Source organism: Acinetobacter sp. HR7 (genome assembly GCF_000773685.1).
Lineage (GTDB): Bacteria > Pseudomonadota > Gammaproteobacteria > Pseudomonadales > Moraxellaceae > Acinetobacter > Acinetobacter thermotolerans.
This window is the reverse complement of record NZ_JPQO01000013.1, coordinates 1-21,341: the sequence shown is the minus strand read 5'-3', so window position 1 is coordinate 21,341 and position 21,341 is coordinate 1. Positions and strand designations below refer to the sequence as shown.

At 46.2% G+C, this 21,341-nt stretch carries 18 protein-coding genes and 1 pseudogene; 4 read left to right on the top strand and 15 right to left on the bottom strand.

The window, feature by feature from the left end:
• Nucleotides 1-18: 18 nt before the first annotated feature.
• The 6 genes from GW12_RS01000 to GW12_RS00975 all read right to left on the bottom strand — a co-directional run bounded on the left by GW12_RS01000 (nt 19) and on the right by GW12_RS00975 (nt 10,283).
• Nucleotides 19-1,263 (bottom strand): NADH:flavin oxidoreductase/NADH oxidase family protein, encoded by a 1,245-nt coding sequence (locus GW12_RS01000; protein WP_034582262.1) that lies wholly within the window; start codon nt 1,261-1,263, stop codon nt 19-21.
• A gap of 102 nt (nt 1,264-1,365) precedes the next feature.
• Nucleotides 1,366-2,955 carry an ABC transporter ATP-binding protein gene (locus GW12_RS00995; protein ID WP_034582260.1) on the bottom strand — a complete coding sequence of 530 codons (1,590 nt, stop codon included), beginning with the start codon at nt 2,953-2,955 and terminating at the stop codon, nt 1,366-1,368.
• Nucleotides 2,930-3,943, bottom strand: a complete 1,014-nt coding sequence (locus GW12_RS00990; protein WP_034582258.1) for an ABC transporter permease — start codon at nt 3,941-3,943, stop codon at nt 2,930-2,932. Before GW12_RS00990 ends, GW12_RS00995 begins: the two co-directional genes overlap by 26 nt.
• A complete protein-coding gene (locus GW12_RS00985; RefSeq protein WP_034582256.1) occupies nt 3,943-5,010 on the bottom strand; it encodes a microcin C ABC transporter permease YejB in 1,068 nt (355 codons plus the stop codon). The genes GW12_RS00990 and GW12_RS00985 overlap by 1 nt, the downstream gene beginning before the upstream one ends.
• Nucleotides 5,011-5,028: 18 nt before the next feature.
• A complete protein-coding gene (locus GW12_RS00980; RefSeq protein WP_034582254.1) occupies nt 5,029-6,870 on the bottom strand; it encodes an extracellular solute-binding protein in 1,842 nt (613 codons plus the stop codon).
• A gap of 29 nt (nt 6,871-6,899) precedes the next feature.
• Nucleotides 6,900-10,283 (bottom strand): LysM peptidoglycan-binding domain-containing protein, encoded by a 3,384-nt coding sequence (locus GW12_RS00975; RefSeq protein WP_034582252.1) that lies wholly within the window; start codon nt 10,281-10,283, stop codon nt 6,900-6,902.
• Nucleotides 10,284-10,489: 206 nt separating this feature from the next.
• Here GW12_RS00975 and dnaQ point away from each other — a divergent pair, with 206 nt between their 5' ends.
• The 3 genes from dnaQ to nudC all read left to right on the top strand — a co-directional run bounded on the left by dnaQ (nt 10,490) and on the right by nudC (nt 14,446).
• The gene (gene dnaQ / locus GW12_RS00970; protein ID WP_034582250.1) at nt 10,490-11,899 is read left to right on the top strand and encodes a DNA polymerase III subunit epsilon; all 1,410 of its coding nucleotides are present in this window, start codon (nt 10,490-10,492) and stop codon (nt 11,897-11,899) included.
• A 127-nt stretch (nt 11,900-12,026) separates the two neighbouring features.
• Entirely contained in the window at nt 12,027-13,670 is a 1,644-nt protein-coding gene (locus tag GW12_RS00965) for a hypothetical protein (protein ID WP_034582247.1), read from the top strand.
• A complete protein-coding gene (nudC, locus tag GW12_RS00960) occupies nt 13,670-14,446 on the top strand; it encodes an NAD(+) diphosphatase (protein WP_034582246.1) in 777 nt (258 codons plus the stop codon). Before GW12_RS00965 ends, nudC begins: the two co-directional genes overlap by 1 nt.
• A gap of 53 nt (nt 14,447-14,499) precedes the next feature.
• Here nudC and GW12_RS00955 read toward each other — a convergent pair whose 3' ends face one another.
• The 4 genes from GW12_RS00955 to GW12_RS00940 all read right to left on the bottom strand — a co-directional run bounded on the left by GW12_RS00955 (nt 14,500) and on the right by GW12_RS00940 (nt 16,936).
• Nucleotides 14,500-15,381 (bottom strand): alpha/beta hydrolase, encoded by an 882-nt coding sequence (locus GW12_RS00955; protein ID WP_034582243.1) that lies wholly within the window; start codon nt 15,379-15,381, stop codon nt 14,500-14,502.
• Nucleotides 15,371-16,051, bottom strand: coding sequence for a BON domain-containing protein (locus GW12_RS00950; RefSeq protein ID WP_034582241.1), 681 nt, complete (start codon nt 16,049-16,051; stop codon nt 15,371-15,373). The genes GW12_RS00955 and GW12_RS00950 overlap by 11 nt, the downstream gene beginning before the upstream one ends.
• Before the next feature lie 135 nt (nt 16,052-16,186).
• Nucleotides 16,187-16,606, bottom strand: a complete 420-nt coding sequence (locus GW12_RS00945; protein ID WP_034582238.1) for a YraN family protein — start codon at nt 16,604-16,606, stop codon at nt 16,187-16,189.
• A 39-nt stretch (nt 16,607-16,645) separates the two neighbouring features.
• On the bottom strand, nt 16,646-16,936 hold the full coding sequence (locus GW12_RS00940; RefSeq protein ID WP_034582237.1) for a hypothetical protein: 291 nt from the start codon (nt 16,934-16,936) through the stop codon (nt 16,646-16,648).
• Nucleotides 16,937-16,946: 10 nt separating this feature from the next.
• Here GW12_RS00940 and rsmI point away from each other — a divergent pair, with 10 nt between their 5' ends.
• Nucleotides 16,947-17,789, top strand: coding sequence for a 16S rRNA (cytidine(1402)-2'-O)-methyltransferase (rsmI, locus tag GW12_RS00935; RefSeq protein ID WP_034582234.1), 843 nt, complete (start codon nt 16,947-16,949; stop codon nt 17,787-17,789).
• 77 nt (nt 17,790-17,866) lie between these two features.
• On the opposite strand, the gene GW12_RS00930 is transcribed toward rsmI, so the two are convergent.
• The 5 genes and pseudogenes from GW12_RS00930 to GW12_RS15540 all read right to left on the bottom strand — a co-directional run.
• Nucleotides 17,867-18,115 carry a hypothetical protein gene (locus GW12_RS00930; protein WP_034582231.1) on the bottom strand — a complete coding sequence of 83 codons (249 nt, stop codon included), beginning with the start codon at nt 18,113-18,115 and terminating at the stop codon, nt 17,867-17,869.
• Between the two features lie 174 nt (nt 18,116-18,289).
• Nucleotides 18,290-19,531: an FAD-dependent monooxygenase gene (locus tag GW12_RS00925; RefSeq protein ID WP_034582229.1), complete on the bottom strand. Its 1,242-nt coding sequence runs from the start codon at nt 19,529-19,531 to the stop codon at nt 18,290-18,292.
• Nucleotides 19,528-20,736, bottom strand: coding sequence for a 2-octaprenyl-6-methoxyphenyl hydroxylase (gene ubiH / locus GW12_RS00920; RefSeq protein WP_034582226.1), 1,209 nt, complete (start codon nt 20,734-20,736; stop codon nt 19,528-19,530). Before ubiH ends, GW12_RS00925 begins: the two co-directional genes overlap by 4 nt.
• A 266-nt stretch (nt 20,737-21,002) precedes the next feature.
• Nucleotides 21,003-21,167 carry a hypothetical protein gene (locus tag GW12_RS16145; RefSeq protein ID WP_309294754.1) on the bottom strand — a complete coding sequence of 55 codons (165 nt, stop codon included), beginning with the start codon at nt 21,165-21,167 and terminating at the stop codon, nt 21,003-21,005.
• A gap of 46 nt (nt 21,168-21,213) precedes the next feature.
• Nucleotides 21,214-21,341 (bottom strand): annotated as a pseudogene (locus GW12_RS15540) (IS30 family transposase); the annotation flags it as partial.

Genomic DNA, 21,341 nt, shown 5'->3' with positions numbered 1-21,341 from the left:
CCTTTTTATTTATCAAAACTACGCTGATTTACGCGAATTGATCTGCCCTTTAATCACTGCAGTAACATTCCCACGCAGATAATTCAGAAAGACTTTGAGCGGCGATAATTTTGGATCCGGCTGCTTGCCTTGGGCAATACGCTTAAACTGCGCCGCATACCAGATGATTTCCATAATCGCCATTTTATCGATCATTGGAATACCGGTTTTGATTTTTTCCACCGCATAGCGTACATCCTGCCCCGCCACCAATTTCTGCCCCAAATCGGTTTCCACGGCAAATGGACGGGCGATCCCCACAAAATCACAGGCACCACTATCCAGTGCAGCATTCATACCGGCTGCGGTTCTAAAGCCACCAGTGACCATCATATGACAATTGACTTGTTTACGGATCTTCTCGGAAAAATCCAGGAAATAGGCTTCACGGGCGATCGTTGATGCTTTACGTCTTTCAGCCTTGGCTCCTGCCATGGCGGGTGCTTCATAGGTGCCACCTGACACTTCAATCAGGTCAATCCCGGCAGCATCAATCGCTTTAAATACATAAATCACATCCTCTTCAGTAATACCACCACGCTGGAAGTCTGCTGAATTTAGCTTCACTGAAATAATGAAATTTTCTGAAGTTGCAGCTCGTACTGCCTTATAAATTTCCAGCAAGAAACGGGTACGGTTTTCAATACTGCCACCCCATTGATCCCTACGCTTATTGGTCAGTGGTGATAGAAACTGGCTGATCAGATAACCATGGGCTCCATGCAGCTGCACACCTTCAAAACCCGCCTTTTCACAAATGGCTGCAGAGTTGGCAAAGCGCTGAATAATGTCCAGAATCTCATCTTCACGCAGTTCCCTTGGCGTACCAAAGCTCACTGCCAGCGCCGGACTAAACGGCACTGCCGACGGCGCCACGGTTTCCTTATTCAATCCTTTCGGACATTGACGCCCTGGATGTGATAACTGTATCAGCTGCACCATGTCATGACGCTTGCCCACCCCAGCCCATGCTTTCAGCTTATCCAGATCACGTTCAGTTTCTACTACAACGACACCCGGTTCATTCTTGGCACGAAAGTCCACCATGACATTGCCAGTAATCGCACAGCCCAAACCACCTTTGGCCCAAGCCTCATACAGCTTTAAATGCGCATCATTCGGCTGACCGGCATCATTCGCCAGTGCTTCACTCATGGCACCTTTGATAATGCGGTTTTTAAATATGGTTTTGCGAATCTGTATTGAATCTGTCAGTTGAGTCATGTTTCATCCTAAATCTTTATTGTTTTATTCCATGCTTGTTATAACCTGACAGTCAGAAATTGACAATGATACATGTCAATTTTGATTGCAGAGATTTGTAGCCTAATACTGGCTGGCTGCAATCAGCTGACGGGTATATTCGGTTTGCGGATGCAGGAATAACTGTTCGGTTTCCTGAAATTCCATTACCTGGGCATGATGCAGGACCAGCACCTGTTGGCATAGCGCACGTACGACTTTCAAATCATGACTAATAAACAGATAGCTAATACCTTCTTCCTGCTGAATCCGGCGCAGCAATTTAACAATAGCTCGCTGTGTGGTCCGGTCCAGTGCCGAGGTTGGTTCATCCAGAATCAGTAATTTTGGTCGCAGAACCAAAGCACGTGCCAATGACACCCGTTGTCGCTGTCCACCGGAAAGTTCATGCGGATAACGGTCTTTATTAAACGCAGCTGGCAATTCCACGCGCTCTAAAGCCTGCTCCACCCGACTGCGGATCTGCTCTTTGGACATGGCTTTGAGACCTAAGCCTTCACCAATGATCTGCTCAATAGTCATCCGCGGATTCAAGCTACTAAAAGGATCCTGAAATACGATCTGGAAATCACTGCGTAATGGTCGTAAAGCTTTTTCAGACAGTTTGTTCAAGTCTCGTCTTTGCAGCAAAATCTGCCCACTGCTGTCAATCAGTCGGGAAATAGCGAGCGCCAGTGAACTTTTACCCGAACCACTTTCCCCGACGATACCAATCGACTGGCCTTGCATCAACGTTAGATCAAGAGGTTCTACTGCCGTGACATAGCTTTTCACGCGATTGAGTAAACCCTGCTTGATTGAGAATTTTACTTCCACTTGTTTCAGTTCCAGCAAGGTTTCTGTTTGCCCCAAAGGCAATGCCTGACCAAAATCATGATTCAGTAGGTCTTGGGTATAGGCTGACTGCGGTGTATTAAAAATCTGCTCGACTTTGCCCTGCTCTTCCACAATGCCTTTATTCATCACTATCACCTGATCAGCATAGCGTTTGACCAAATTCAGGTCATGACTGATCAGGATCATTGCCATCTGTCTAGTTTTTTGTAGAGATTTAAGTAGTTTTAAAATCTGTGCTTGCAGGGTGACATCCAGTGCCGTAGTCGGTTCATCGGCAATCAGGATATCCGGATCCTGTGCCAATGCCATGGCAATCATCACCCGCTGACGTTGCCCACCAGACAATTCATAAGGATAACGTTTTAACTTGTCTTCCGGTTCTGGAATCCCCACGTCATTGAGTAGTTCCAGAACCCGTTCACGCACTTTGGTTTTGGACCAACCCTGTAGCAGCAAGGTTTCACCAATAATTTTTTCCACCCGATGCAAAGGATTCAGCGCGGTCATTGGCTCCTGAAAAATCATGGCAATTTTCTGGCCACGAATCTGGCGCAGTTGCGGCTGGTTCATGGACAGTAAATTCTGACCATCCAGCATCACCTGACCTTGGACTTTCAGATTTTTCGGTAAAAGACCAAGAATCGCGAGGCTACTGATGGATTTACCGGAACCGCTTTCCCCCACGATTGCTACAGTCTCGCCGGCATGTAGCTGAAAATCCAGCTGTTGTACCAGTACCTGATCTGGGCTGCGGATCTGTAGGTTCTCGACCTGCAACAGCGGCGCTGCGTTATTGACGTCTTGGATCGAATGCATCACGCGTCGCCTCCCCAATATAGATCAGTAATGAAAGAACAATGGCCAGGGTAAAGAAGCCGGATAAAGCTAGCCACGGCGCATTCAAATTGTTTTTGCCTTGCAATAACAGTTCACCGAGTGAAGCAGCATCGGGTGGCAAACCATAACCGAGAAAGTCCAATGCGGTTAAAGCTGTAATATTGGCGGTCAGCATAAAAGGTAATTGCGACAGGCTGGAACTCATCGCATTCGGCAGAATATGCCGAAAGATGATGGCACGATCTGAAACACCGAGACTGCGTGCTGCACGGACATAGTCAAAATTCCGTGCTCGTAAAAATTCAGCCCGAACCAGCCCCACCAATGTGGTCCAGCCAAACAGTAGCATAATGAGGAATAGCCAGTACACATTCGGGGTAAACATGCTAACCAGAATCATCACCATAAACAGCATTGGTAAACCACCCCAGACTTCCAGAATGCGTTGTCCGGCCAGATCAATCCAACCACCGTAATAGCCCTGAATCGCACCGACAATAATGCCGATCACAGCCGAAGCCAGCGTCAGTGCAAAACCAAACAGCAGTGACACCCTTAAGCCATAAAGAATCCGGGCCAGTACATCACGGCCTTGGTCATCGGTACCTAGCCAGTTTTGTGCAGTCGGTGCTGAAGGTACCGGAACGGTTAGCTCTAAATTTGGTGTCTGGTAGGAATATTCAATTAGCGGCCACAGTGCCCAGCCCTTGGCATTGATCAGTTGCTGTACCACCGGATCTTTATAATCCGCTTCAGTTTCAAATACTCCACCAAATGTCGTTTCCGGATAAGTCTTAAAGGCTGGGATATAGAGAGAATTGTCGTATTTCACCAGCAGCGGTTTATCATTCGCAATCAGTCCTGAACCCAGCGATAAAACAAAAATAATGATAAAGACTATAAAGCAGCCAAAGCCGAGTTTATTTTCCTTAAACCGTTGCAGGCGCGCTCGCATAATTGGTGACATTATTTGGCACCTCGCGATTCAAAGTTAATTCGTGGATCAATCACCTGATACAGCACATCACTGATCAGACGCAGAATCAGGCCTAGCAAGGTAAAGATAAACAGGGTGCCAAAAATCACCGGATAATCACGCTGGGTGATTGCTTCAAAGCCAAGCAACCCCAACCCATCCAGATTAAAAATGATCTCAATAAACAGGTTGCCGACAAAGAAAATTCCCACCAGTGCTTCTGGCAAACCCGCAATCACGATCAGCATGGCATTACGGAATACATGCCCATATAAGACGCGAGATTCATTTAAGCCTTTGGCACGTGCTGCCAACACATATTGCTTACCCAACTCTTCCATAAAAGAATATTTAGTCAGATAGCTCAATCCGGCAAAACCACCAATCACCATCGCCAAGAGTGGCAAGGTCATATGCCAGAAATAGTCTTTGATTTTTCCGAATACAGACAATTCAGCAAAGTTTTCCGATACCAGTCCTTGTAAGGGGAACCATTGGAAATAGGAACCACCGGCAAAAAACACAATCAACAAAATAGCAAACACAAAGGCTGGAATGGCATAACCGACGGCAAGCAGCATCGAAGTGGATTTATCAAACAGACTGCCATGCTGACGCGCTTTGCGAATCCCCAGCGGAATCGAAACCAGATAGATCAGTAAGGTGCTCCATAAGCCAAGGGACAGTGATACTGGAAATTTTTCCACCAGTAATGTGGTCACAGGCTTATCCTTGAAGAAACTGGTACCAAAATCCAGCTGTATATAGCTTTTCAGCATTTCCCAGAAACGGACATGCGCTGGCTGATCAAATCCATATTGTGCCTTGATCTTTTCCACCATCTCATCACTGAGACCTTTGGCCCCCTGATAATTGCTGGTTGCCTTGGCAGTTTCAGCACCCATGGTACCGCTCATTCCCTGGAATTCTTCAGCCTGCTGAATCGCCTGCTCGACTGGGCCACCGGGTGCAATCTGGATCACCACGAAATTAATCAGCAGAATCAAAAATAAGGTCGGAATAATCAGCAAAAGTCGTTTGAGTATATAAGTTCCCATCAGCTGTCTTGTTCCTTGTTATTTTTGACGGCGTAAATATTGTGCCACCTGTGCGGCTTTTTTCGGGTTGCTCCACCAGAAGTCTTCCCCGACCGCCAGCTTTGGCTTGACCTTTGGCTGCTCATACATATTCCAGTACGCATACCAGTTATCGCCCTTGCCATAGGTCGGAATCTGATAATAACCAGCCCGTAACAGGCGATCCAGCACCCGGGTTCGCGTTACTAATTCCTTGCGATCTGGCGCATAAATAATCTTGTTGATGACATCATCAATCGCCGCATTTTTAATGCCGGCATAATTGTAGTTCCCTGGCTGATCAGCAGATGCACTGCCCCAGAACTGGGATTGTTCATTGCCCGGATTTAAGGATTGCGGCAAGACATTGGTGGTCAGGTCAAAATCCTTGTTACGCATCCGTTCGATATATTGTGGCACATCCACATGGCGGATATTCACGCTAATCCCCAAGCGTTTCAGATTGCGTATAAACGGCATCAAGGTACGCTGCAAGCCATCCTGATGAATCAGAAATTCCAACTGAATCGGCTTTCCTTTCGGATCCAGCAATTGCATATTCTGATAACGATAACCAGCTTTTAACAGTAATTCTCGGGCAATCAGCAAATTGTTGCGGTTAAATCCGGATGCATCCGAAACGGAATATTTCCATTCTTTCAGTACCCCTGCACGTTGAATCGGATCTAGCTTAGCTAAATGCGGTTTTAAAATCGCCAGTTCTTCGGCTGTGGGTTTGCCTTTGGCTTCCAGTTCACTATTGGAGAAAAAACTTTGCAGACGGCGATATTGACCATAAAACAGCGCCTTGTTCTGCCATTCAAAGTCATAAGCATACGTCAGCGCCTGACGGAAACGAATATCCTGCATCGGCGCACGACGGGTATTAAACACAAAACTCTGGGTCGGAATCGGGTTTTCGTGCTTGAACTTGTATTTCACCACCATGTTATTTTTGATGGCCGGGAAATTGTATTCAGTGACCCATTTACGCGCAGTATATTCCTGATGCAGGGTGTACTGGCCGGATTTAAAACCCTCAAAGGCCACATCCATATTGCGGTAATAGACAAACTTGAGCCGGTCAAAATTATATTTGCCGCGATTCACCGGCAGGTCTTTGGCCCAATAATTCGGATTGCGTTTATAGCTAATACTACGCCCGGCATCAATACTTTCAATCAGATAGGGTCCTGAACCCAGAATCGGCTGCATGGTCACCCGGGTAAAATCCTTGCCCTGCCAATACTTTTTTGAATAGATCGGCATTTGCGCCAGAATCAGAGGCATTTCCGAATTGTTATCTGACTTAAAGCTCATCTTGACCTGATACTTGGACAGTACTTCGGTTTTGGCCAGATCCGACAGATACATCTGCAGCCCCGGATTGCCCTGAGTCGTATAAGTATCGAAGCTGAATTTCACATCTTCCGCAGTGACGGGAGAACCATCACTAAAACGAGCTTTCGGATTTAAGTGATAAATGACAAATGCCGTCTGCTTGGGATCATAAGTAACTTTCTCTGCCAGCAAGGGATACATCACCCCCGGCTCATCCAGTGAACTCGACATCAGGTTATCAAACAGATATTGCACCCCATCTGCAGAGGTGCCCTTGCCATTCATAGCGTTCAGATTATCAAAAGTCCCTTTGGAACTTTGACTTAGATAACCACCTTTTGGCGCAGAAGGATTGGCATAGGGCAAATAACTCAGCCCAACATATTTGGGCTGGCTATGAATGGCAATATAGGGCGTCGTCTGCAGTGCAGCCCATGTCCCCTGAGTCACGACTGACCATCCCACAAGATAAAGCAGGCGTTTTGCCACTGCAAACGGCATTCAGATACTCCCTGTATCGTTATTATTTTTTAGAGGTTCGGTACCTTGATCACATCACCAATACGCAACTGGGTATTTGGCTTCATGTCATTCATTTCTGCCAATGTACCACTGTCAACCCCATAACGCGATGCCAGACCGATCAAGGTATCACCGCGCTTGATCTTGTACTCGGTCACACGTTTCGGCACATGCAGGGTTTGACCGACACGCAGCCCTGCTTTGGCAGATAGATTATTCATGTCAGCTAATTCAACTGTACTCAGACCATAACGGCTGGCAATCGCAGTCAGGGATTCTCCAGATTTAACCGTATAACTTTCAGTTCCTTTTGTAGAAGTAGCAGATACCTTGGTCGCTACCGGTGCTGCAGTTACAGGACGAATACTGTTGGCACGTGCCTCAATTTCTGGCGGTAAACCAATTTTTAGCTGCTGGCCGACACGCACCTTGCTGGTGGTGGTTAAATCATTCAAATCCGCCAGATACTGCAGTTGCAGATAATGCTGACGCGCAATCGAACTTAAAGTTTCACCTGCTTTGACCACATGTACAGTTGGTTTTACACCTTTTACAGCATGTTCGGTAGTAGATGCACTTGTATGTGTCTGTTCAACTTCACCAGTTAATTTAAGACGTTGTCCGACACGCAAACCTGCGGTACGTGACAAGCCATTCAGACTGGCAAGATGCTCCATAGTCAGATTATATTTGGCGGCAACACCGGATAAGGTATCCCCTGACTGTACGGTATAGCTATCTGGCACCTTGCTACCAGCCGGAATCTTGATAGTCTGACCCACACGCAGGCCACTGTTGCTAGACAAACCATTCAAGGCTGCCAGTTCGCTGACACTCAGTTTCGCCTGGCTGGCAATGCTATACAGGGTTTCACCACGTTTGACCTGATGATTTTCAGTCGAGATATGATCGACTTTGACATTCTCGATCTTCTGCTCAACTTTCTTGCTGTTGCTGGACGCAGTTTCTACCTCATGTACCGGCACATTGATTTTCTGGCCGACCATTAAACTACTGGTCGCAGTCAGACCCGGCGTCAATGCAGCCAGTTCAGCATTGGATAGTGCATAACGATCCGCGATCAGTTTCAGATATTCACCACGTTGCACCGTATAAGTCTTGGTCTGCACTTTGGTTAATTCTGCTTTTTTCGCTTCTTCCACTTTAGCTTTGGATGCTGCAGTTTCTTTCAGTGACAGCTTCTGACCGACATAAAGACCACTTGTCGTGCTGAGGCCATTATAGTCGGCCAGTTGTTTAACCGTAAGACCGAACTGACTCGCAACACCTGTAAGAGAATCATTGGCCTGAACCACATAGGTTTCAGGTTTCGCTGCTGGCTTTTTAGTTTCCTGTACCGGTTTGGCATCGTACAGGTAAATGGTGGTGCCGACATACAAGGTTGCGTTCGGATCGATCTGGTTCCATTTCGCTACATCACGCCAGTTCACGCCGTTCTTTGCCGCGATTAACGCTAAAGTATCGCCCGGCAATACGGTATAGGTACTGCGATTGCCTTTCGGTGGAACAACGACCACTTCAGACTCGGTCTTGACGTAGTTTTTACCCTGGTTCAGCTTGGCTTCAACAGAATCCGCCTTGGTATTTTCCGCCACACCTTTCGGATAAGAGAAACCTTTAGTCAGCTCTTTACCCTGCTGTTCGGCAACAGACAGGCTGGTCTGAATCGCAGTCAACTTGATCTTGCCATCATAAGGATCGACAATTTCCGTTCCTGCAGGCGCCAGCGCTTTCAGCTCTTCAACCACTTCTGCTTGTTCCGCTGGCGTTGCCACTGGCTTCAGGATTTCATCTACCGACTTTGGCAGTTCTTCAGCAGCAACCGCAGCCAGAATTTGCTGACGTTCAACTTCGGAAATTGGTGGTTCGACCTGAATTGGTTTTACCGGTTCAACTGGCGTCACCGCCACTGGAATACGTGGTGCACTTGGAATTGGCACATCACTCTTGGCAGCAAACTCAGCCAGTGCAGCAGAACCTTGCGGTGTCGCCACTTTCTTGGTGTTTAGTGCAGTCAGGTTTGGTGTTGCTGTAGATGCTGCAACTGTAGCTGTCGTGGTCGCAGTCTTGCTTGCAGTTGTTACTGCAGCAGTTGTTGCAGTAGTTGCTGCCTTCACTGCTGTTGTTGCTGCTGGAGTAGTAGCCGTACTTGTAGGTTTAACAGTAGTCTTCATTGTGGTTGAAGCCGTAAGTGCTGGCGGTGTCTGCTTCGACGGCGTAATCGTTGCCGTATTTAACACAGGTGGTGTGGTCTTCACCGGGGTAATGGTCTGATTGTTTTTCGGTAAAGTGCTCGCAGGGCCTGCCCATAAACCTTTTCCTGACTGCAATTTTTTCAGCTTTTCATCCACGGATGGGCTCAGGTCTGCCGGAATCAGGATACGGCGTGGACTTTCCGGATCAATCCAGTCACCACGATGCCCCGGGTTCAACTGATACAGCTCAGCACGGCTTAAGCCCGTAATCGCAGCGATTTCATTCAGACTCGCTGCACCGACACTGACTTCACGGAAGTGCGGACGGTTGGCAATTGGTGGCAGGCTAACACCATATTTGGATGGATTCTTGATGATCTGCGCCACCGCAATAAAACGCGGCACATAGTTCATAGTTTCCTGTGGCAGTTTCAATGACCAGTAATCGGTTGGCAAGCCCGCAGCCTTGTTGCGGTTAATCGCCTGCTGGATCCGACCCGGACCGGCATTATAAGATGCCAGAGCCAGTTCCCATGAACCGAACTGATTATAAAGCGCACCTAAAAATTCATACGCAGCACGAGTCGATTCCACCACGTCACGACGGCCATCGTACATCGAGGTTTGTTTCAGACCATAAATACGGCCAGTACTTGGAATAAACTGCCATAAACCTGCAGCTGCAGCACTACTGGTGGCTGCCGGGTCATAAGAACTTTCAATTACGGGCAATAAGGCCAATTCGGTTGGCATACCCCGGCGTTCGGCTTCTTTCACGGTATGGTACAAATAACGTGAAGCACGCGCACTCAAACGATCGAGGTAAGGCTGACGTGAAATAAACCAGCCCCGCTGGGCATCAATACGCGGATTCCAGACATCCAGGTTCATTTTGAAACCCACCGTCATGCGTTTCCACACATCACCATGTTTCAGGATCAGTAAGCGGTCACCTTCTACCGCACGCATATCCGTTGCAGACAACAGGTCTTCCAGACCATCCAGACTATCAGCACCTAAGAAATCAGAACTGCTCTGTTTGTGTTTGGAACCTGCTGCACTTTGTGTCGTCGAACAACCCGTTAAACCTAAGGAAGCTAGTGCTGTACCAAGTATGGATACTTTTAAGAATGAAGGTAACGAGGGCTGCCACAATGATGCAGTTGGTTTATACATAAAGAAATCCAAACAACTTGTATAAAATTTATTTTTTAGATATGCCATTTTAGTGAAGCATGTCGACGACACAAGCGGATAATTTACCGCGATTTGCCGTTAAATGTTACAAGAAATTAAAAAATCGCGCTGATATGGATTATTCAAACGTATTTGCGTTATACAATAGCTCGTTCAGCTAGTTCTTTTTTGATCGGATTTGATTTATGTCTCAAACAATCACACTCTACGTGGATGGCGCTTGCCGCGGCAATGGTAAGGATGTCGCTGTAGGCGGATGGGGAGCCTTTATTCAGACCGGCACCGAAGAACACAAGATTTATGGCGGCGAACTGCAGACCACCAATAACCGCATGGAGTTGACTGCGGCGATTGAAGGCATTTCCATTTGCCCGAAAGATACCAAACTGGTGATCTGGACCGATTCCAACTATGTCAAAAAAGGTATTACCGAATGGATTGAAGGCTGGAAACGCAAGAACTGGAAAGATGTGAAAAATCCGGACCTTTGGAAACAGCTGGATGCGGTATGCCAAGGTCGTGAGATTGAATGGAACTGGATTAAAGGCCATGCCGGTCATGCGGGCAATGAAATGGCAGATCATTTAGCCAATCTCGGGGCCGATCTGGCCCTAAAAAATAATGGAATTGCCCGTCATGTGCCACAAATTCAGTTCGAGAAACCCTCTAGCAATGAAGCACAAGATATAAAAAAGCCTGAACAGGACTGGCTGCTGGACGACCCGTTTGGCCTGGAACTCGCTGAAGATATGGCGGAAGAGGAGATCATAGAAATCATGGAAGAAGAAACTGAAATAGAAATTGAAACTAATCTAGAAAATGACACTGAAACTGAAGAAAATTCGATAGAAAATCAGCTGCATCCACAGATTGTGATTACCCCCGCAACACTGGAAGCTCATGGCCCGCGTCAACTGATTCTGGATACCGAAACCACCGGTTTCTATTATCAGGATGGTGACCGGATTATCGAAGTCGGTGCGATCGAAATGATCAACCGTAAGCTGACCGGCAGCTCGATTCATATCTATATCAATCCGCAAAAACCAGTGGGTGAATCCGTCACTGTCCACGGCATTACCGATGAATTCCTGCAGGACAAGCCGCTATTTGAGGACATTTCTCAAGTCTTGTTCGACTATCTGAAAGGTGCAGAAATCATCGCGCATAACGCGACCTTCGATATGAACTTCCTGGATATGGAATTCACCCGTGCTGGCTTCCCTGCTTTATCCGAAGTCTGCGAAGTCACTGATACTCTGGCGATGGCCAAATCCCGTCACCCGGGCCAGAAAAATTCCTTGGATGCCTTGGTTCGCCGCTACGAAATTCCACAGCGTGACCGTACTTTCCACGGTGCCTTGCTCGATGCGGAAATCCTGTCTGATGTTTACCTTGCCATGACCGGTGGACAGGTGTCTTTTGATATGGAGGCCCTGTCACATACCGAAGAACAAAGCACCAGCTCAGGCGCTGTCAGGATTGAGATCGAATTGCCGGTGATTTTACCGTCTGCCGAGGAACTAGAAGCACATGAGAACTGGGTCAAACAATATGAGGAAAAACATGGTGCACCCTGCCTTTTTGCGAAATAAATTCCATCATTCCTGCAACATTTTATATATAAAAGAATAACAGTTCAGTTATAGTAATGAGAAAGAGGTCCCACCATTGGGGAGTGGGGCTTAAAATTAGATAAAACTTTAGGAAAGGTGCAGATCAATGTCTTACCAAACCTCTATACATTTTGACCCGACGGCTTTACTGATAATAAAAAATGAGGTTGATAATTCGATCAAATTGGTTGAATCAGCAGTCAGTACACTGGTAGAAGATCAAACCTTGCCTTTTGGGATCGATGACGCACTAAACCAGTTTGAACAGTGCGCACAGGTACTGGCACTGATTGATATGCCTAGCCTGTCCAAAGTCGCGCAATATTCCGCAGATCTCATGCGTAAAATCATGGCCAATCCGGCTGAAATCAATAAAGCAGATGTGATTGCCCTGAGTGAAGGCACCACCATGCTGAAGCGTTATATCGAATTTATTTGTCTGCGTGAAGTCCGTATCCCACAATTCCTGCTGGATACCTTGAATCGTCTGGAACTGTCTTTAGGCAAACCGCTAACCACTGAAGGCCAACATATTGAGCCACTGCTGGATTGCATCACGCCTGACTTTGATCTGCCACAAGCACCATCTTTAGAAAAATCAGCTTATGTGCACCGTCTGTACAAACTGTCGTTAAACCGTTTCCTAAAACAGGAAGAAACGGATCTGGATCTGCAAGCGATTAAACTGGTCGGTGCTTATCTGGGCAGCCTGGCAGAGAAACATCCAAGCAAGCAGTACTGGAATCTGGTCTATGTCGCGTTTAATCACATTGATGCGATCATCATTAATGACCCGCGTCTGCGCACCCTGATTGGCGTTGAACGCAACATGGCGCAGTACTTCGATGCACCAGACCGCTTTAAAGCTAACATTGCTGATTTAGCTAATATCCTGAGCTTGTGCATCAGCCAGGAAGATGATGTTGCGCATCATATCCGCAGCAAGCTGAACATTGGTGAAGATTCGCTGACCGATACTCAGCTGGAAGTGTTCAGTCGTCATCTGTATGGTCCTGACTTTGCAACCATGCACACCATCAGTGAACTGGTGACTACGGAAATGGCACAGATCCGTAATGATATTGAATACAACTACCAGAACATGACACCTGAAAAGACTCAGGAATTGCAAGCGCAGCTGCGTAGCATGGCCAATATCTTCAAGGTACTGAACCTAACTGAAGCGGCGAATGACCTGACCCGCCAGGCAGAATCATTAAGCCAAGCTGAAATCCTAAAAGATGAAAGTTTTGCACAACAGCTGATGAATGTCATTCTGTCTGCGATGAACTCGATAGGTGTACTGGAACGTCATCATACTTCAAGCCGCTTGCAGCTGCGTGTGCATAACATGAACATTTCACTGGACCGCCTGGATGAAGCTCATGCTGTACTGATGAATGAAACCAGAGCAGTCATTGATCTGGCCAATCAGACCCTAACCAATTATCTGCAAGATCATAACCTGCAGACTTTGGAAACACTGCCAGCACAATTACGTGAAATCGGCGGTGCCCTGCTGTTCCTGAATGCTGAAAACGGTCAGGCTGCACTCAATACAGCTGCTGAATTTGTCCAGGATCGCGTTTCATCTTCAACGGCTTTAACCGCTGAAGATGTCAATCGTGTGCTCGATCCATTGGCCAGCGCTGACATGCTCATCGACAATTTAAAGAACAAACAGCCTGTATTACACTCGATGTTTGAGGTAGCATTGGACAGTAGTCAAAAACTGAAAACTGTAGCCTAATGTCAAAACTGTCACTTGCGTATATCTTTCAACAACAGCAACTTTTAGTCGATGAAAACCTCCAGCTTCCACAAGTGGAAGCGCTCGCAAGTGACATTCAGCTCGGCACAGGCGATCAGGTAATTGCCCGTGACCTGCTCCCGGATGAACCGATTCCCGAAGGTCTCCAGCTCGTTCCGATCCGCCAGCTGCTGCAACACTGGGATACCTCCCAGTTTGAACAGGCCAGCCGTGCTGTACAGTTACTGGAATGGCGCCGCAATCACCGTTTCTGCAGCCACTGTGGCACGCCCACTGAAGCACATCCGACCGAATATGCCATGGTCTGTCCAGCGTGCCGTTATCACCAGTATCCACGTGTACAACCGTGTGTCATTACCGTAATCACCCGGGGTGAGGATGAAATCCTGCTGGCTAAAAATGCCCGCAACAAAAACAGCCAGATGTATGGCCTGATTGCCGGTTTTGTCGAAGTGGGTGAAACCCTGGAAGAAGCAGTACGCCGTGAAACTCAGGAAGAAGTTGGCATTCAGGTCAGGAATATCCAGTATCTGGCCAGTCAGCCTTGGCCTTTCCCAAGCAACCTAATGATTGCCTTTAAGGTAGAATATGCTGCTGGTGAAATCAAACTCCAGGAAGAAGAAATCAGCGATGCACAGTTCTTCAAGTTCGATGCCCTGCCGGAAATTCCATTTAAGGGCAGTATTGCACATGCCATGATCATGCACGTGACTCAAGGCACGCCGGTAGCTGATGATACCCAGGAATGGCTCTAAGCCATTTCCAATAAAAAAGCCCAGTTTTATCCGGGCTTTTTATGTATCCATCTTTACTTAAAGGCATCTTCCAGTGCCCACAGCACTTTGGACTTGGTTGGAAAGAAACGGCTAAACAGGCTTGAGAGTGAACCAACAATGGTAATGTGTCCCAGCTTAGGAATACTAATTACATGACTGTGGTTGCCATGTTGTTTCAACACACGATCCAGATCATGACTGTTGAAATGGCCGACAATCGTATCTTTTTCAGCAATAAACAGATAATGTTTTACCGGTTGCGGCTGAACAAAATACAGCGGCATCACCTGCTGATATGGCACAGACTGGTCAAAAGCATCAGCACAGAGCGGATCATCTTTATAGTCAAAATGATACGGACCTGCCAGACCAATAATGGCGCGGATATTTGCCAGACGTTCCGACTTATGCTGTTTCGGATAATACACTGCCGACATCACATTAAAAGCACCCGCGGAATGGCCCATCAACACAATATTCTCTACAGAGATCTGTAATCGGTGTGAGGATGCTTGCAAATAATCTAGTAACAAATGCAGGTCATCCACATAATGCGGAAAAATATATTCCGGTGCGAGGTGGTAATTGGGAATCACCACATCATAACCTTCACGGGCAAAAGCCTCACCAATAAACTGGTAATCCTTCTTGTCCCCATGCATCCAGGCACCGCCATGCACGAACACAATCAGCGGTCGATGAGTTAAAGGCTGCGCTGTACGATATAAGTCAAAACGCTGACGGGCTTTTAGCCCATAAGCCAGATGCTTTTCAACGTTATAACCTGCTTTGGGAGTCAATCGATTCAGCGCATAGCTGCCAAGGTCATACAGACGGAAATCACGATAGACTTGTCGTGCAACATTCAGATGACTCGACAGCTTGGCTTTTAGTGAATACACCTTATTGGGCATAACTTGGTTCTTCTGCATCTGGATCAATAGCGATTGGGGTTTGCACCAAAGCACTCGTGGTTCCAGGAGTTGCATAGCTTTGACGGCTTAAATTTAGCTCATCCAGATTATCAATCAAGGTTACGATCTTGGTGACATTGGTCACTTGAGTCAGTACCTGATTTAGATCCACAATTTCAGCACTGTTCAGACGGCCCATCACATACAACACGCCATCTTCGGTATGCACATGCACTTTGCTGTCAGACACTACCGGCGCACGCATGATCAGACGGCGGGTATTCGCAGTTGCAGCAGTATCCTGCATGATGGTGCCATAGCTAATCTGGTTACCTACAGTGATGTAGTTATGCACGGCTTTCACATCACTCATGGATTTGACATTGTCTTCTGCCAACTGCTTCAGATGCGCATCCGGTACCTGACCGGTCAACAACACATGACCATGGAAACTTTCAATATTGACCCGTGACTGGTTAAAACGGTTATCTAATTTATACAGATTAATTTTTGCAGTCCGGACAATGGAGGAATCAATAAAAACCTGTCCAAGCGTGCGTTCACCCTGCTCTTTTCCTACAGGAGCCGTGCCTGTACCATTGGAAATAAAGCTGGCACAGCCCGATAAACTTGCGATACATAACATTGTTATTGCAATACGCTTAACCACTCAGCAAGACTCCTTATTTTAATGCGTCTTTTGTTCACTCTATTTAATTCTGTTGTCTGATTCGATCAACTTAAAATATCGTTGAACATTACAGTAATTTATTGACAAAACACTGTATCAAATACCCTGTCTTGCTCAAAGATTAATAAACTCTGGATCAAAAGTAAAAGCATTTTCAATCCATTGCAAATCATAAGGGTAATCGCCAAAATCGTATTGTATGGTTTTTGCAAAATGTTGCTGAAAATCAAAACAAATCACGTCAAAACGACAGAAACACAGCTGGAAATCTTCATAATTTTGCAGAAAATGCAGCGCAGTTTTTAACAGTTTGCGCTGTTTACTTAAGGAAATGGTTTCGACTGCTTGGGCATAATCGGTACTGGCACGTGCTTTGACTTCGACAAAAACCAGCTCCATGTCTCGCTTAACAATCAGGTCAATTTCGCCATAACGGCTATGATAATTGGCCTGGATCAGTTCAAAGCCATGCTGTTGTAGTAACAGCAATGCCTGCTGCTCGGCCCATTTTCCTAGCTTTGGATTATTCCCCATACCGGTTAGCCTTTAACAAAGCTGCAATATCCAGATTTACTAATGCAGCACCAATGAATGACCAATGAATGCAGATTTATGAGTGACATACGACTTCAGAAAATTTGAGATCTTTGTCGAAATCGTATTTACCCATTTAATCAATACGGGCTGCCCAAATTCCATATCAGTACTGATGATTCTCTGTCTGATCTTCAATCCAGCTCGCACCAAAGGCCCTGGTTCGGGTAGAATAACCACCACTTCCGCTTGAACGCTGCTGATCCAGCCCAATAAGCCCAAGATATTTTTTAGCATCTTCCCATTTTTATTATTTTGTATATTCCACATGGAGAAACCTATGAGTGCTCAGTTATTTGTTGTTGCGACTCCAATCGGGCACTTAGATGATATTAGTTTTCGTGCTGTTGAGGTACTGAAGTCAGTGAGCCTGATTGCTGCTGAGGATACACGAACTTCAGCACAATTGCTCAAGCATTTTAATATCTCCACCCCACTCACGGCCTGCCACGACCATAATGAAAGCAACAAGATCGACCAGCTGATCCAGCGTTTATTGAATGGCGAAAACATGGCACTGATCAGTGATGCCGGTACGCCACTGATCAGCGATCCAGGCTTTAAATTTGTGCGTGCTGCACAGGAACATAATATTCGAGTGATTCCAGTACCGGGTGCCTGTGCTGCGATTGCCGCTTTGAGCGCGGTTGGTCTACCAAGCGACCGTTTCAGTTTTGAAGGGTTTCTTCCTTCCAAGCAAAGCCAGCGTATTCAAAATCTAGAAAAACTGAAAGATGAAACCCAGACCATGATTTTCTATGAAGCGCCACACCGTATTCTGGAATGTGTCAAAGATATGGCTGAGGTGTTTGGTAAAGACCGTCCAGTAGGTTTTGCCCGGGAAATTACCAAGACGTTTGAAACCATCCGCAAGATGACACTCGGTGAGCTGATTGATTTTGTTGCCAATGATCCCAACCAGCAGAAAGGTGAAATCGTGCTGGTGATTGGTGGTGCCACTGTAGAAAAAGATCTGGATCAGGAAAAACTGGACAAATTGTTGCTACGCCTGTTGCAAGACCTATCTGTCAAAGCGGCTTCACAACTGGCAGCTGACTTGACGGGTATCAAAAAGAAAGTCGCTTACCAGCGTGCATTAGAATTGACCGGGGCAAATGACTAAATTGTCATTTCACCTTCAGCCATAAAAAAAACACCACAGTAATCTGTGGTGTTTTTTATATTCAGGAAATAATTTACTTATTCACGTACTGAATCGTCTGCTGGAACTTCAGTAATTCGACCACCGCGAGCTAGGAAGGCAGCCACTTCATCTTCAAGTGCCTGACGTTTTTTCTGCTTTGCAGTCACCGTTAAAGTTTCGGCTTCAATTACATCTGTATCGCTGACAACTTCGTCGCTATCCGCAGCACCTTTTTCGGCTGCTTTCGCTTCATCATCATCGATCGCTGGATCTTCTACATCATCATATTCGTTAATATCAGTCATCTTCATCTCCCCGCAAATGACGGCTATATGGCTGTTTCAGCTAACTTGTAAATTACCTGAAATTTAGCAATCTCTTTCTGTTTCGCCTAGTACCAAATATCAAAAAATCGTATCTTTTTTAAACAAATTCGTTTCTACATGCAGATGTTTGTATAAAAAAATGACATTCCCATGCTAGACGGCGTAGCGGGTGTTTTTGAGTAAATTTAAACCATTGGCCTGATTCATAAAGGCATCTTTCAGCATCGGTAACTGTTCAACCTGTTTTAGGCCAAAATTACGTGCCCAAACCACTGGAAACAGTTGAGTGGTTTCCAGCCAGCCAATCGCCGACATGCTGTGCATCATGGCTTCATTCTGGCCTTTACGCAGGTGTTCATAACGCTGCAAAGTCTGTTCATGTGCCCAAACGCCTCGTGCCTTGTCATGTAGCAATACCTCACACAGTACTGCTGCATCCAGACAACCAATATTCACCCCTTGACCTGCCAGTGGATGAATCACATGCGCAGCATCACCAATCAGCGCCAATCCATCCTGTACATAATGCTGGGCAGCACGGGCTTTTAATGGAAAGGTCGCACGTGGTGTCACTTCCAGTACCTCTCCCAACATATGATGACTTTCTCGGGTAAGTAAGTGGGTAAATTCCTGATCATTTAAAGCCGCATATTCTTCAGCATAATCATCTGGCAACGTCCAAACAATGGATTGCCAATAGCCCTGCTCTTCGGGTTTCAGGCTAGCCATTGGCAGGTAAGCCAAAGGTCCTGTCTCCAGAAAGATCTGTCGTGCTACATGCTGGTGGGGTTGCGCTGTCTTGATCGCGCAGCTCAGACCTGCCTGTTTATAGTCCAGTACATCAATATCAATAAAGGCCTGCTCACGGACAAAAGAATTGGCACCATCAGCACCGATCAGCAATCTGGTTTTTAGCTGGGTACCATCTGCCAGATGTACAGTCCAAACACCAACACCGCGTTCGATTCGGCTGACTTTGACCTGAGTGCGATAATCTTTCACTTCTTCCAGCATTTTCTGCTGAATTGCTAGATTTAAGATACTTGGCTCAACCATAGAACCGAGCGCCTGCTCGACTTTTGGTGTTTTCTCAGATGGCTGACCGAAGTTGATTTCACCATAGCCATTTTTATTCCAGACCTGCATGCCGGTATAGAGTTGCTGACGCGCCAGTTTGTTCCAGACACCTACGGTTTTCAGCAAATGAATGGTTGCTTGGCTCAATGCTAGTACACGAGGGTTAGCAACACTTAAAGTCTTTTCAGCATCCAGAATCGGCACAGCATCCAGTACGGTTGCCTGTACACCACCTTGTGCCAATAGCAGTGCAGTTAAACCACCAACCAGACCACCACCAACGATGACAGCATCGAGTACCTGATTTTGTTCTGTCATGCTTTAAGCCCCATTGCATAGTTAGCAACTAATGGTTTAATTCCCGGAATATTTTCAAAAGCAACCAGGCCAGTATTACGGATCAGTTTCAGGAATGGATTCTGGTTACTAAAACCACGTACCACGGAATCACAGAACTTGATCACGCGTTGCTGGTCTTTCAGGCGGGATTTCTCATAATCCTGCAGCATTTGAACATCACCGAGATCATTACCTTGTTCTAGTTGTTCTTTCAAGTAACGGTTCAGCACATAGGCATCGCGCATGCACAGGTTAAAACCCTGACCTGCGACAGGGTGAATGGTATGGGCGGCATTGCCCATCAGCACCACACGCCCCACGGCCTGTTTCTCTGCCAATACTTGTGACAACGGGAAACTGAAACGACGACCTGTTTTCTGAAATTTTCCAGCACGGTCACCATAAGTTTGCTGCAAGGCATTCAGAAAATGTTGATCATTTTCCTCACCTAACCATTCATGCTCGGTTCCTTTCGGTACCGGCCAGACCACAGAACGGCGGTATTCACCCGGCAGTGGCAACAAAGCCAATGGACCCAGCGGGCTAAAGCGCTCAAAACCGACATGCTTATGTGGTTTGGAAGTTTGTACGGTAGTCACAATCGCGACTTGGTCATAGTCATGTACTGATGCGCCAATACCGAGGGCTTTACGACAGAAGGAATCACGCCCATCGGCTGCGATTACCAGTTTGGATTGCAGCTTCAAAGTCTCATCACCACGTTGCGCTTCGATATAAGCCAACTCAGCATCCTGAGTCAGTGAAGTGACCTGTACCCCATCGATCAGTTCAATGAGTTGTTCTTTTTTCACTTGGGTCAGTAGCACACGACCAAGCCAGGCATTTTCAATCACCTGACCAAAGCTTTCAACTTTTTCCTGTTCTGCAATGAGACGTGCCTTACCAAAACTGCCCTGCTCTGTAATATTCACTTCTAGAATCGGTGTTGCATGTTCTTGCAATGCATCCCACAAACCCAATTCCTGATAAATTTGTACACTACGGCGCGACAAGGCACTGTTACGCGCGTCAAAGCTAGAATGATATAGAGCAAGATTTGCGTCATCATAATTCGGGTACTGGATGGCTTCTAACAGTTTTACTGCAATCCCGGTTTTTGCCAACATCAGGGAGAGGCTTAAGCCTACCATCCCACCACCAACAATGATGACTTCTTGTTGCATGCTTTGATCCTTATTTGTGGTATCCATCAAGTTTAGATACGTCTCATCATAATAGATTTTATCTTACCTCAAAGATTTTCATTTTTATAATGAATTAGTGGTTTGGACGTAAGTGATGCTGCTTTGTTGACAGGTTAAATTTAAAGATGATGAAGTTAATCCACTGCCATATTTTATGAAGCCTATCCCTAATCATGAATGGCTTTCTACACCGAAAAACCTGTAGGAATATTTAAAGAGATGTCAGTTCTGCAAGTCTTAAAAAATCATAGTGATTGAATTAAACAACGCATTTTATAGCCTCCTGTTCGGTCGAAGCCATTTGCCTGATAAAAGGAAACGGTTTGATCAAATTCAGGAACTGGAGGCGTACATAATTCGATGCATTTCCAACCCACCTGTTTTGCGTAATACTTAATAGCTGCAAGCATCTCATGGCCTATATGCTCTGAACGATATTCAGGAAGTACGGCGGATTCAAGCGGCAAGTGCAACAGTATAAAAACCAGCCATAACTTCACTCGGTGTATACCAACCTAGCGTTTTTCTAGGACGATGGTTGAGTGCAAATTCTATCTGCTCTATTTGTTCGTTTGACACGTCAT